The 13,329-nt window shown below is 65.1% G+C and carries 11 protein-coding genes; 8 read left to right on the forward strand and 3 right to left on the reverse strand.

Annotation, left to right across the window (positions count from 1 at the left end; all coding sequences use genetic code 11):
• Window positions 1–382 precede the first annotated feature (382 nt).
• The 4 genes from secE to rplA all read left to right on the forward strand — a co-directional run bounded on the left by secE (window position 383) and on the right by rplA (window position 2,494).
• A complete protein-coding gene (gene secE / locus ACQR03_RS02415; RefSeq protein ID WP_006611822.1) occupies window positions 383–574 on the forward strand; it encodes a preprotein translocase subunit SecE in 192 nt (63 codons plus the stop codon).
• Entirely contained in the window at window positions 574–1,131 is a 558-nt protein-coding gene (gene nusG / locus ACQR03_RS02420) for a transcription termination/antitermination protein NusG (RefSeq protein ID WP_284423110.1), read from the forward strand. The genes secE and nusG overlap by 1 nt, the downstream gene beginning before the upstream one ends.
• A gap of 235 nt (window positions 1,132–1,366) precedes the next feature.
• A complete protein-coding gene (gene rplK / locus ACQR03_RS02425) occupies window positions 1,367–1,795 on the forward strand; it encodes a 50S ribosomal protein L11 (RefSeq protein ID WP_012045056.1) in 429 nt (142 codons plus the stop codon).
• A 6-nt stretch (window positions 1,796–1,801) separates the two neighbouring features.
• Window positions 1,802–2,494, forward strand: a complete 693-nt coding sequence (gene rplA / locus ACQR03_RS02430; protein WP_315714579.1) for a 50S ribosomal protein L1 — start codon at window positions 1,802–1,804, stop codon at window positions 2,492–2,494.
• Between the two features lie 128 nt (window positions 2,495–2,622).
• On the opposite strand, the gene ACQR03_RS02435 is transcribed toward rplA, so the two are convergent.
• The 3 genes from ACQR03_RS02435 to nirB are packed head-to-tail and all read right to left on the reverse strand — an operon-like array spanning window position 2,623 to window position 8,100.
• Window positions 2,623–5,307 (reverse strand): nitrate reductase, encoded by a 2,685-nt coding sequence (locus ACQR03_RS02435; RefSeq protein WP_315749605.1) that lies wholly within the window; start codon window positions 5,305–5,307, stop codon window positions 2,623–2,625.
• Window positions 5,308–5,317: 10 nt separating this feature from the next.
• Window positions 5,318–5,644, reverse strand: coding sequence for a nitrite reductase small subunit NirD (nirD, locus tag ACQR03_RS02440; RefSeq protein ID WP_315749607.1), 327 nt, complete (start codon window positions 5,642–5,644; stop codon window positions 5,318–5,320).
• Window positions 5,641–8,100 carry a nitrite reductase large subunit NirB gene (gene nirB, locus ACQR03_RS02445; protein WP_315714576.1) on the reverse strand — a complete coding sequence of 820 codons (2,460 nt, stop codon included), beginning with the start codon at window positions 8,098–8,100 and terminating at the stop codon, window positions 5,641–5,643. The genes nirD and nirB overlap by 4 nt, the downstream gene beginning before the upstream one ends.
• A 601-nt stretch (window positions 8,101–8,701) precedes the next feature.
• Here nirB and ACQR03_RS02450 point away from each other — a divergent pair.
• The 4 genes from ACQR03_RS02450 to ACQR03_RS02465 all read left to right on the forward strand — a co-directional run bounded on the left by ACQR03_RS02450 (window position 8,702) and on the right by ACQR03_RS02465 (window position 13,327).
• Entirely contained in the window at window positions 8,702–9,961 is a 1,260-nt protein-coding gene (locus tag ACQR03_RS02450) for an MFS transporter (protein ID WP_315749608.1), read from the forward strand.
• 38 nt (window positions 9,962–9,999) lie between these two features.
• Window positions 10,000–11,712 carry a bifunctional protein-serine/threonine kinase/phosphatase gene (locus tag ACQR03_RS02455; protein WP_315714574.1) on the forward strand — a complete coding sequence of 571 codons (1,713 nt, stop codon included), beginning with the start codon at window positions 10,000–10,002 and terminating at the stop codon, window positions 11,710–11,712.
• A 35-nt stretch (window positions 11,713–11,747) separates the two neighbouring features.
• On the forward strand, window positions 11,748–12,698 hold the full coding sequence (locus ACQR03_RS02460) for a 2-hydroxyacid dehydrogenase (protein ID WP_315749610.1): 951 nt from the start codon (window positions 11,748–11,750) through the stop codon (window positions 12,696–12,698).
• Window positions 12,699–12,862: 164 nt separating this feature from the next.
• Entirely contained in the window at window positions 12,863–13,327 is a 465-nt protein-coding gene (locus ACQR03_RS02465; protein WP_315714572.1) for a (2Fe-2S)-binding protein, read from the forward strand.
• Window positions 13,328–13,329: the final 2 nt, after the last annotated feature.

Here is a 13,329-nt window from a genome sequence, read left to right on the forward strand (position 1 = left end):
CGCCGCAGGCCCGGCAAGAGCAGGAACCGCTCCACCGCGGGCATTTCGTCGCGGCAACTGCTCAACCTGCCGTGGTGCGGAAATGGCCTGCCGCGACACGAAAAACCGCGTTGTTGCGAGCCTGGCGGGGGCCTGCCACGGGAATGACCGCCGACGCCCGGCATGCCCATATCTTGACCTTTGGCCGGCCGGACAGTAGATATCTTGGCAACCTGCAGCCGGCCCGCGACAAAAGCGGATATCCGGCGCGGCTTTTCACTCCCCGAACAAGCGAGCCCGTGGATTCGGCTCATCTCTCCGACAAGAGGGTGGGCCACGGACGGCTGTTCGGTTTTCCCAGTCAACTCTTCAATCGTCCGATGACGGACGCGGACCCCTGACGATGGCTACCAGCCCGTTCAAATTCCTGCAGGAAGTGCGCTCGGAGACCGCCAAGGTCTCGTGGCCGAGCCGTCGCGAGGTCACCATCACCACGATCATGGTGTTCGTGATGGTGGCGCTGGCCTCGGTGTTCTTCTTCGCCGCCGATCAGATCATCCGTTATCTCATCACCCTCGTGCTGGGCATCCACTGATGGCAACCGCAACGCAAAGCTCCGACAAGCGCTGGTACATCGTCCACGCCTATTCGAACTTCGAGAAGAAGGTCGCGGAGTCGATCCGCGAGCAGGCCAAGCAGCGCAATCTCGAGGACCTGTTCGAGCAGGTGCTGGTGCCGATCGAGAAGGTCACCGAGGTGCGCCGCGGCCGCAAGATCGACGCCGAGCGCAAGTTCTTCCCTGGCTACGTGCTGGTGAAGATGAAGCTGACCGACGAGGCGTTCCACCTGATCAAGAACACGCCCAAGGTGACCGGCTTCCTCGGCGCCGAGAACAAGCCGATGCCGATCTCCGAAGGCGAGGCGATGCGCATCCTGAACCAGATGCAGGAAGGCGTGGAGCGGCCGAAATCCTCGGTGTCGTTCGAGATCGGCGAGAACGTCCGCGTCGCCGACGGCCCGTTCGCCTCGTTCTCCGGCGTGGTCGAGGAAATCGACGAGGCCCGCTCGCGCGTCAAGGTCGCGGTGTCGATCTTCGGCCGTGCGACGCCGGTCGAACTGGAATTCAACCAGGTCGAGAAGATCGTCGGTTAAGGGCCGGGCTGCCGGCTCTCTCGGCGTCCCGGGCTTTCCTTTTCGTCCGATCTCGTGTATCGGGCGCGCTTCGCTCCCCGAACGGGGGGCGATTTCGTTCGTGGGAGGCGTGACCGGCTTTGCCAGCCGGGCCAAGCGCGCCGGACCACGGTCCCAAACCTCGCCTGACGGGTTTTGTCGCCCCAAGGCGTTGCGTTCGCATCAGGCAGAATCGCGAACGCATTGGAGAGTCATAATGGCAAAGAAAGTAACCGGTTACCTGAAGCTTCAGGTTCCGGCCGGCGCGGCCAATCCGTCGCCGCCGATCGGTCCGGCGCTCGGTCAGCGCGGTCTCAACATCATGGAGTTCTGCAAGGCGTTCAACGCCCAGACCCAGAAGGAAGAGAAGAACACCCCGATCCCGGTGGTCATCACCATCTATGCGGACCGGTCCTTCACCTTCGAGATGAAGACCCCGCCGATGTCCTACTTCCTCAAGCAGGCCGCCAAGATCCAGTCGGGCTCCAAGGCCCCGGGTCGCGACAAGGCCGGCAAGGTGACCAAGGCGCAGGTGCGCGAGATCGCCGAGAAGAAGATGAAGGACCTGAATTGCGACTCGATCGAGTCGGCCATGAAGATGGTCGAGGGCTCCGCCCGCTCGATGGGTCTGGAAGTTGCGGGGTAAGGCGCCATGGCACTCGGAAAGCGTTTGAAGAAGGCCCGCGAGGGCATCGATCGCACCAAGCTCTACCCGCTTGCTGACGCGATCAAGATGATCAAGGAGCGGGCCGTGTCGAAGTTCGACGAGACCATCGAGGTCTCGATCAACCTCGGCGTCGATCCGCGCCACGCCGACCAGATGGTCCGTGGCGTCGTCACGCTGCCGAACGGCACCGGCCGTACGCTCCGCGTCGGCGTGTTCGCCCGCGGCGCGAAGGCCGAGGAAGCCAAGGCCGCCGGCGCCGACGTGGTCGGCGCGGAGGACCTGGTCGAGAAGGTGCAGAACGGCAATATCGACTTCGACCGCTGTATCGCCACCCCCGACATGATGCCGCTGGTCGGCCGTCTCGGTAAGGTGCTCGGTCCGCGCGGCATGATGCCGAATCCGAAGATCGGCACCGTAACCATGGACGTCACTGGCGCCGTCAAGGGCGCCAAGGGCGGCTCGGTCGAGTTCCGCGTCGAGAAGGCCGGCATCATCCAGGCCGGCGTCGGCAAGGCCTCGTTCGCCGAGGACAAGCTGGTCGAGAACATCAAGGCGCTGGCGGATGCGGTGGTGAAGGCCAAGCCGGCCGGCGCCAAGGGCACCTACGTCCAGCGCGTCGCCGTGTCTTCGACGATGGGCCCGGGCGTCAAGGTCGAGCCGGGCACCTTGCTCGCGTAACACCTTCGGACATCGTCAGCAGTGGGGCGGGATCGGCAATCGATCCCGCCCTTCGCATTTCCGCACCCCAAGTGAGCGGCACGCCCGCTGCAAAATTGCAGCCGGGCCGGCGCAAAACACAACGAGGCTCAGCCCCGGGCGCCTTCGGATGTCCGGGCCTCGGATCGCATGCTGGGCCTCGCAGCCGCCAGCAGCTTGCCGATCTCGGGCTTGCAGGCGCCGCAATTGGTCCCGGCCTTCAGACGTTGGCCGACGGCCTCGACGCTCCCTGCGCCGTTCTGGATCGCCGACGAGATCTGGTTACGACCAATGCCGAAACAGGAGCAGATGACCGCACCGATGTCGTCGGCGGCCGCCAATGGCTGGCCCGCGAGCAGGGCGTTGCGGGCGTTCGGTGACAGCCGCTGCTCGGCAAACAGGCCGATCAGCCACGACCGCGATCCCAGCCGCTGGTCGGGCGCGACGAAGACGCAGCCCTGCAGCCGGCCATCCGATACGCCTGCGTAGCGGAACCGGCCGGCGGCCGGGTCGCGATACGCAATCCAATCGATCTCCGTTCCGGCGATCCCAAGCTGTTCGGCGGCCCACTCGCGCCAACTCGCAGGCCGCTGGTCGAAGGCAAGCTCGAGCCGGAAACACGCTCCGACCTTGCCCTGCACCCAGTACTCGCATGGCGGACGGCGGATCTCCTGCCGGCTCAGGATGAAGACGTGCCAGTTCGGCGCATAGGGCTCCGCCTTCACCGGCGTATGCTTGGACTCGGGCTGACCCGACAGCGGATCAGTCGCGGGATTGACCAGCGCGTTGACACGGCCAGCGCCGGCGAACTCCTCGTTCCAATGCATCGGAACGAACACGCAGCCCCGCCGCTGCTCGGTCGAGATCGCGACGCGCGCCACCATCTTGCCCCAGGGGCTCGTAAGCCGCACCAGCGCCTCGTTCTCCAGACCGGCCAGGCGCGCATCCTCCGGGTGGAATTCGGCGCAAGGCTCGAAGATGTGCGCGAGCAGCCGCGCGGATTTTCCCGTCCGCGTCATGGTGTGCCACTGGTCGCGAATGCGCCCGGTGTTCAGGACCAGCGGATAGTCCCGGCTGGTGGCGTTCCGCGCCGGTCGCGGCGTGACTGCCACGAAACGGGCTCTGCGATCCCCGGTGAAGAATTGCCGGTTCTCGAACATCCGCGCCGTGCCGGTCGGAAAGTCCCGCGTCACGGGCCACTGGATCGGCGCCAGCGCCTCATAGGCGCGGCCGTCGAGCGTGCTCAGGGCCGAGATGTCGAAATCGCGCGTGCCATTGTTCTCGAAGCCGGACAGTGCCGCGTGCTCGCGAAAGATCTCGGCGGCGCTGCCATAGTCGAAACCGGCAAACCCCATCCGCTGCGCGACGTCGCAGATGATGCGCCAATCGGCACGCGCCGAGCCTGGTGCGGGCAGGAACGCCCGCTGCCGCGAGATCCGGCGCTCCGAATTGGTCACCGTGCCGTCCTTCTCGCCCCAGGCGAGCGCGGGCAGCAGGACATCGGCATGCCGGTTGGTGTCGGTGTCGCGCATGCAATCGGACGCGACCACGAACGCGCAGTGATCCAGCGCGGCACGAACCCGATCGGCGTCGGGAAGGCTGACCACGGGGTTGGTCGACATGATCCAGACTGCCTTGATGCGGCCATCGGCAATCGCATCGAACATTTCGACCGCCTTCAGCCCCGCTTTTGGCGCGACCACCGGTGACCGCCAGAATCGCTTCACCAGCTCGCGGTGCTCGGCATTCTCGATATCGAGATGCGCGGCGAGCTGGTTGGCGAGGCCGCCCACCTCGCGGCCCCCCATCGCGTTGGGCTGGCCGGTCAGCGAGAACGGTCCCATGCCGGGACGGCCGATACGGCCAGTCAGGAGATGGCAGTTGATGATCGCATTGACCTTGTCGACCCCGCTGCTCGACTGATTGACGCCCTGGGAATAGAGCGTGACAACGCGTTCCGTCTTCGCGAACCATGAAAAGAACAGCTCGACCGCGCCCTCGCTCAGCCCGCAGGCCGCCGCGGTCTCGGCGACTGTCTGCCGGCCGGCGACCTGCAGCGCCGATTCAACGCCGCTGGTGACCTCACTGACAAAGCCGTCGTCCGCATAGCCGCCGCGTGCGAGATAGGCGAGCAGGCCGTTGAACAACACCGCGTCACTTCCGGAACGCAGCGGCAAATGCAGGTCGGCGCCTTCGCAGGTCGCGGTCCTCCGCGGATCGACAACGACGATATGGCAGCCGGGATTGTGCTCCTTGGCCGCCAGCATGCGCTGGTGCAGCACCGGATGGCACCACGCGGCGTTGGAGCCGACCAGGACCAGCAGGCCGGCCTGCTCAAGGTCCTCGTAGCAGCCCGGAACGGTGTCGCTGCCGAACGCGCGCTTGTGGCCCGCGACGCTCGACGCCATGCACAGGCGCGAATTGGTGTCGATGTTCGCCGTCCCGACGAAGCCCTTGGCGAGCTTGTTGACGACGTAATAGTCCTCGGTCAGCAACTGCCCCGAAACATAGAATGCGACGGCATCCGGTCCATGGTCGCGGATGATTTCGGTGAAACGGCTCGCGACGAGGTCGAGCGCCTCATCCCAGCCGGCTGCCCGTCCGTTCACGACCGGCTCGAGCAGACGTCCCCCGAGATCGATCGTTTCCGCCAGCGCCGATCCCTTGCCACACAGCCGGCCGAGATTGGCGGGATGCTGCGGATCGCCTCGGACGCTGATGGTCCCTGAGCCGTCCCGATCGGCGACGACGCCGCAACCGACGCCGCAATAGGGGCATGTCGTCCTGACGCTCATGCGATACCGTTCAGGCCGCGGCCGTCTGCTGCAGGGACAGCCATACCACGCCATCCTCGACTTTCGCGGGATAGGATGGCGTGCAGCCCTGGTCGGGTGCCACGGCCTGTCCGGTCGCGAGCTCGATGACGAAATTGTGCAGCGGGCAGGTCACACGGCGGTTGTGGACGATGCCCTGCGACAAGGGGCCTTGCTTGTGCGGACAGCGATCGTCCAGCGCAAAGACTTCGTCACCATCGGTGCGGAAGACCGCGATGTTGCCGCGCGGCGTGCGCACGACGCGCGAGCCGAGCGGGGGAATGTCGTCGAGCGGGCCGACTTGAAACCAGGTGGTCATGCGAGCTCCAATTCGGCCATCGGCGTAAACTCGTTGCGATCGACGCCGCGACGGGCGCGCGCCGCCCATGGATCGCTCTGCGAGAATTGCTGCGAATAGGCGAAGCGTTCAAACAGCGCCTTGCGGTTCTTGACGTCCTCGACCACCTGCTTGTGGATGTTGTCGAAGCCGACGCGGTCGCACCATTTGTACATCCGTTCCAGGTACCAGCCCTGTTCACGATAGAGCTGGGTCAGCGCGACGATGATCTCGAGCGCCTCGTCCTCGGTCGCCGTCTTGGTCAGGAATTCCGTGCCCTTGATGTGCAGGCCGGCGGCGCCCGCAAAATGGATCTCGTAGCCTGAATCGACGCAGATCACTCCGACATCTTTGCAGGTCGATTCCGCGCAGTTGCGCGGGCAACCGGAGACGGCGAGCTTCACCTTCGCGGGCGTCCATGATCCCCACATGAACTTCTCGATCTTGATGCCGAGGCCGGTGGAGTCCTGGGTGCCGAAGCGGCACCATTCCGACCCGACGCAGGTCTTCACGGTGCGCAGACCCTTGGCGTAGGCGTGGCCGGAGACCATACCCGCATCGTTGAGATCGGCCCATACCGCCGGCAAATCTTCCTTCTTGACGCCGAGCAGATCGATACGCTGTCCGCCGGTCACCTTGACGGTCGGGATGTTGAACTTGTCGGCGACGTCGGCGATCGCGCGCAATTCGCCGGGCGTGGTCACGCCGCCCCACATCCGCGGCACCACGGAGTAGGTGCCGTCCTTCTGGATGTTGGCGTGAACGCGCTCGTTGATGAAGCGGGATTGCTGGTCGTCGCGATACTCGCCGGGCCAGGTCGCGAGCAGATAGTAGTTCAAGGCGGGTCGGCAGGAATGGCAGCCGTTCGGCGTCTTCCAGTCCATGAATCGCATGACAGCGGGGATCGACTTCAGTTGCTGTTCGATGATGACGCGCCGGACGTCGTCATGGCTGTGGTCGGTGCAGGCGCAGACCGGCTTCACCTTGGGCGCCGCCGAGTAGTCGCCGCCGAGCGTGAACGCCAGCACCTGCTCGACCAGGCCGGTGCACGAGCCGCATGAGGACGACGCCTTGGTATGGGCGCGCACGTCGTCGAGCGTGAACAGCTTCTTTTCGCTGATCGCCTTGACGATCGCGCCCTTGCAGACTCCGTTGCAGCCGCAGATTTCGGCCTCGTCGCTCATGGCGGCAACCGAGTTCTGTCCGCCGTGGCCACCGTCGCCGAGATGCGCCGAGCCGAACACCAGACGTTCGCGCATGTGGGAGACATCGGTGCCGTCGCGCATGTGCTGGAAATACCATGGCCCGTCGATGGTGTCGCCGTACAGCACGGTGCCCACGATCTTCTTGTCGCGCAGGATGATCCGCTTGTAGACGCCGCGATTGGCATCCTGCAGGACGATCTCCTCCTTGTCGGGTCCCGGCGCGAAGTCGCCGGCAGAGAACAGGTCGATGCCCGTGACTTTCAGCTTGGTCGAGACCACTGACCCGTCATAGGTGGCGAATCCCTTCATCGCCAGATGATTGGCGCAGACCTTCGCCTGGTCGAACAGCGGCGCCACCAGACCATAGGTCTGACGGCGGTGCTGCACGCATTCGCCGACGGCGTAGATGCGACCGTCATAGGTCTGCATCGTATCGGAGACCACGATGCCTCGCTCGCAGTACAGCCCGGCCTTCTTTGCCAGTTCGATATTGGGACGGATGCCCACGGCCATCACCACGAGATCGGCCGCGACCTCGGTGCCGTCGGTGAAGCGGACGCCGGTGACGTGCGTTTCGCCGAGGATGGCCTGCGTCTGCGCCGGCATCTTGAACTCCAGCCCGCGCTCCTCCAGCGATTTGCGCAGCATGCCGCCGGCGACCGGGTCGAGCTGGCGCTCCATCAACGTGTCGAGAAGATGCACGACCGTGACCTTCATGCCGCGCTTCATCAGACCATTGGCGGCTTCGAGGCCGAGCAGGCCGCCGCCGATCACGACCGCGTGGCGATGTCGCGTCGAGGCTTCGACCATGTGCTCGACGTCCTTGATGTCGCGGAAGCCGATGACGCCGGGCAGGGCGGCGCCGGGGACCGGAAGAACGATCGGGCTCGAGCCGGTCGCGATCAGCAACCGATCATAAGGATAGCGTTCGCCAGTTTCGGTGACCACCTCGCAGCTCCGGCGGTCGATCATCGTGACCGTCTCGCCCTTGCGCAGGGTGATCTGGTTGTCCTCGTACCACTGCTCCGTGTTCAGCATGATGTCGTCGACGGTCTTCTCGCCCGCGAGCACCGGCGACAGCAGGATGCGGTTGTAGTTGCCGTAGGGCTCGGCGCCGAAGACGCTGATGTCGTAGAGATCAGGCGCCCGTTCCAGCAGTGCCTCCACCGTGCGAATGCCGGCCATGCCGTTGCCGATCACCACCAGTTTCTGCTTGATCGTCTTGTCGAGCATGGTCTGCCTTTCGAATGCCAGCGATATCCAGCGGCGACGCGAACGGGCATCGGCCCATCGGTCGCTGTGGTCATGTTTGAATTTTGGGGGAGGCCCAACTGCGGGCAAAGCTGATCGTCGCCAATGACGGTCGCGAGCCAACTAATTCAAATCTCGTGCCATTCGGGTCGTCGCCGGAAATCGCGGTAATTCAAGGGTTGAGCCGCCGCTTGCGCGCGCCGCTGGCGACACCTGCGCTCAAATAGTAGCCGCGGCAGATCAGATTATGTGCATCCTCGATGGAGGCCCTGCCGTTCGAGTACCGATCGCGTCGGCTTCGGCGGGCGCTCAAAAAGCCATCACTGTGCGCGCGGTGCAGGCGGGCCCTGCGTTCATGTTGAGCATCAGCGATCCGTAGAACTGCGGCTTCGAAGTCCCAAGCGCCGGTACGGGTTGAGAAAAACGTGAATCACCAAAGTTGGTGCGAAACTTGCTGAAAGGCGGGCAGGACCGGGCGTATCTCAACGACGAGACCGCCGCTCAACTCACCCGACAATTTGTCCCCTTTACGCAGCTCCTGCCGAGCCTGCTCGCGCGCGCCTGCGTCACGAGGTTTGAGACCATGAAGCTCGACGACTTCAAGAAGGCCGGTCATTGGCCGACACTGCTGGCTGCTTTCCTCTATTTCGACATCAGCTTCATGGCCTGGGTCGCACTCGGACCGCTGATCGTCTATGTCGCCCGCGACATGAATCTTGCGGTCAACGAAAAGTTCACGCTGGTCGCGATCCCCGTGCTGGCAGGCGCGCTGCTGCGTGTTCCCATGGGCATTCTGGCCGACACCATCGGCGCCAAGCGCACGGGCGTGATCGCGCAGCTGGTGGTCATGACGGCGACCGCCTGCGTTGCCTATTTCGGACTCCCCAGCAAGCTGGCCGTCGAGCTGTTCGGCGTCGTGCTCGGCATCGGCGGCGCCTCGTTCGCCGTCGCGCTGCCTCAGGCCAGCCGCTGGTATCCGCCGCAGTATCAGGGCATCGTGATGGGGATCGCAGGGGCCGGAAACATGGGCGTCGTGCTCGACACGCTGCTCGCGCCGACCATCGCCGAACATTGGGGCTGGCAGGCCGTTTTCGGGGTGCTGCTCATCCCAATGGTCGTGGTCCTGATCTACTACATCGTCGCCGCGAAGGATGCGCCCGGTGAACGCAAGCCGGTCTCGCTCAAGGCCTATGGCGGCCTGCTGCGCGATCCCGACAGCCGCTGGTTCATGTTCTTCTACTTCATCACCTTCGGCGGCTTCGTCGGCCTCGCCAACGCCCTGCCGCTGTACTTCTCGGTGCAGTATCATGTCTCCGGAGTGGCGGCCGGATTGCTGGTGGCGCTGATCGTCGCTTTCGGCTCCGGCTTCCGTCCGGTGGGCGGTCTCATTGCGGACCGGATCGGTGGCATCCGGTCGCTCTCGATCCTGTTTGGCATTGTGGTCGCCGCCTATGTCGTGATCGCCTTCATGCCGGAAGGGCCGGCTGCGCCGACCCAGGCGGGCTGGGAGCTCATGAACATGCCACGCATTGCGTGGATTTCGGTGCTGTTGTTCTCGATCGGCGTGCTCGCGCTCGGGATGGGCAACGGCGCGGTGTTCCAGCTCATTCCGCTGCGCTTCCGCCACGAGATCGGCCTGATGACCGGTCTCGTCGGCTGCGCAGGCGGCATCGGCGGATTCTTCCTCGCCCAGGCGCTCGGCACGGCCAAGGGAATGACCGGCGGATTCGGGGCCGGCTTCCTGTTCTTTGGTTTGCTGGCATTGCTCGGTTTCGTCGGACTTGCCATGGTCAAGGTCCGTTGGCGCACCACGTGGGGCGCCGTTTCCGGCGCGCGCGTCTGACCCGACGCGCCGTCGCTCCATAGGCAAGGTGTTCAGGCGTGGCCGGCGCGCATCGCAATCTTCAGGTTCGCGTCGGCTTCGCTAGCGAGACCGGCAAGCGACCGAACAATGAGGATTACGTCGGCGCCCGCCTTGGCCTGCAGGGGGCGACGGATCGCGATATCGTCGCCGCCGTCGCCGACGGCGTCGGCGGCCACAAGGGTGGGCGCGAGGCGGCGGAGCTCGCCGTCCGCGGCTTCATCGATGCCTATCATTCTCTGCCCGAGACGGCGGGCGTGCGAAGCCGAGCCGCGCGTGCGCTGGAAGCCATCAACAGCTGGATCCATGCGCAGGGCCGCGTCGACCCCGAGTTGCATGGAATGAGCTGCGCCTTCTCCGCGGTGGTGCTGTCGCGGCGAACCTGCCACGTCGTCCACGTCGGGGACACTCGCGTCTACCGCCTGAGCGAAGGGCGCCTCGAGCGTCTGACGACCGACCATGTCGCGGGCCGCGCTGACCTTGCCCACGTCCTCAACCGGGGCATCGGTTTCGAGCAGTTCGCCCGCTTCGACTACACGACGCTCGGCATGCGTCAGCACGACCGGTTTCTGATCTGCAGCGACGGCATCCACGGCATCCTGCCGGATTCGCGCCTTCAGGAGATCCTCGCCGAGCGCACGCCCCCGGACGATTCCGCGCGCGGGATCGTCGCCGCCGCGCTCGCGGCCGGCAGCAATGACAATTCGACGGCGCTGGTGCTCGACGTCGTCGATCTTCCGCCCGCTGACCGCGACGAGCTCACCGGTTCGATCTCGTCCCTGCCGATCGGCGAGCTGCCTTCGCCCGGTGACGTGATCGACGGATTCCGGCTTGGCGAACTCCTGTCCGATGGCCGCTACTCCCGGCTGTTCAAGGCGATCGACGCGGGGCAGGGTGACAGGGAGGTCGTCCTGAAATTTCCGCATCCGCGCGTCGCGAGCGAAGGTTCGTTCCGCCTGGCGTTCATTCGCGAAGCCTGGGTCGCTGCGCGTGTGCGCAGCATCTGGATCGGCGAGATCATCGAGCTTCCCGTCGAGCGCCAGACCCGGCTCTATTCGGCAATGCCATTCTACGCGGGGGAGACGCTCGAGCAGCGTCTGAACCGGCCGCCCCGATTGTCGCTTGCGGAGGGCACCGCGATCGCGACCAAGCTCGTGCGCGCGGTGGTGGCGTTGCACCGGGCCGGCATCATCCATCGCGACATCAAGCCGGACAACGTGATCCTGCTCGAGAACGGCGGCTTGCGCCTGATCGATCTCGGGGTCGCGCGCGTGCCGCGGTTCGAGGACTTTCCGGCCGAGGATATTCCGGGGACCCCGAGCTACATGGCGCCGGAGCTGTTCGCCGGTAAGCCGGGTGACGAAGCGTCCGACCTGTTCGCCCTCGGCGTCACCGTCTACCGCATGTTCACGCGCTCTTATCCGTTCGGCGAGATCGAGCCGTTCTCGCGCCCGCGCTTCGGCAAACCGGTGCCGATTTCACGCTACCGACCGGAACTGCCGGCCTGGCTCGACGCCGTGATCGGAAAGGCGTTGAACGTCGATCCTGCACAGCGTTACGGTGATGCCATCGAATTCGCCCACGAGTTGGAGAACGGTGCGTCATGGGCGGGTCCGGCGATCGCCAAGCGTCGCTCGCTTCACGACCGCAACCCGCTGTTGTTCTGGAGGATGCTCTGCGCGCTTCAATTCATCATCATCATCATTCTGCTGAGCCTGCTGACGCGACACTGAGTGGCGACGTGCGACCGCCCGAATAGGTAATCCCGATGCCCGAGAAGGTCCTGATCTATTCCCGCCTGCCGAAGTCGCTGACCCAGCGCTTCGCCGATCGCTTCGAGCTGCTCGACAGCGGCGGCACGCCGGCGCACGAGGTGTTTCCGGCGGAGGAGGTTGCGCAGATCCGGGCTTTGATCACAGCCGGCGGCACGCCTCTGGGGGACGACGACATGGACCGGCTGCCGGCGCTCGGGGCCATCGTCTGTTACGGCACGGGTTATGATGGCGTCGACCTGAAGGCGGCCGCGGCGCGCAATATCGTGGTCGGCCACAGTCCCGGCGCGAACGCTGCAGCGGTCGCCGATGTCGCGCTCATGCTGATGCTGGCGAGCGTGCGGCGGTTGACGGCGGCGGATTCCTATGTGCGCACCGGTGGCTGGGTGGAGGCCCGGCCGTCGCCGCTGTTGAAGCCGCCGCCTGGTCTGTCCGGCTGCAAGGTCGGCGTCTACGGGATGGGCGAAATCGGCCGCAAGATCGCCGCGCGCGTCGCCGCTTTCGAGACCGAGGTCGGCTATTTCAGCCGCACGTGCCACGACGATCTGCCGTATCAGTATTTTTCAAGCCTTGATGCCTTGGCCGAATGGTGCACCGTGCTGATGATCGCGGTCCGCGCCGGCGCGGAGACCACGCACGTCGTCGATGCCGATCTCCTGAAGAAGATCGGGCCCGATGGCCATGTCGTCAACATCTCGCGTGGCTCCGTGATCGACGAAGGGGCGCTGCTGGTAGCGCTGAAGGACGGCATCATCGCTGGCGCCGGGCTCGACGTATTCGAAACCGAGCCGTACGCCCCGGATGGGCTGACGTCGTTGCAGAACGTGGTGGTCACGCCGCATATCGGCGGCAACACCCGCGAGTCTCACGTGGCGATGCAGGAATGCGTGGTGGCCAATCTCACGGCGTTCTTTGCAGGGGAGCCACTGCCGTTTCGGGTCGGATAGGCAAGCGCAGATGGCGCTCCCCCAGCACCGCAACGCCAAACGCGCAGACCGCAGATAAGTTCCACGCGTGGTGCAGAAATATTCTGACGCACTGCACGCCTCTGTGAATTGCGAGTGATTTTCAAACGCTTCTAAGTTCCTCTCCTGCAATTCAGGAGAGCGGCATGGCGGCGTTCACCCTCAAGATCAACGGGCGCGAGCATCAGATCGACGTCGACCCGAATACGCCCTTGTTATGGGCGATCCGGGACAATGCCGGGCTGACCGGCACCAAATACGGATGCGGCGTGGCGCAGTGCGGTGCCTGCACCGTGCATCTCGACGGCCAGAGCGTTCGCTCCTGCTCGCTGCCGGTGTCGGCGGTGGGCAAGAGCGAGATCACCACCATCGAAGGGCTGAGCGGCAAGGAAGGTGCGGCCGTGCAGAAGGCCTGGGCGGCACTCGACGTGCCCCAATGCGGCTACTGCCAGTCCGGCCAGATCATGAGCGCGGTCGCGCTGCTCGGCCTTAATCCCAAGCCGACCGATGAGGACATCGATCTCGCGATGAACGGCAACATCTGCCGCTGCGCCACCTATGTGCGCATCCGCGCTGCCATCCATACCGCAGCCAAGACGTTGGAGGGCTGATC

The organism is Bradyrhizobium sp. HKCCYLS3070, assembly GCF_051167575.1.
Taxonomy (GTDB): Bacteria; Pseudomonadota; Alphaproteobacteria; order Rhizobiales; family Xanthobacteraceae; genus Bradyrhizobium.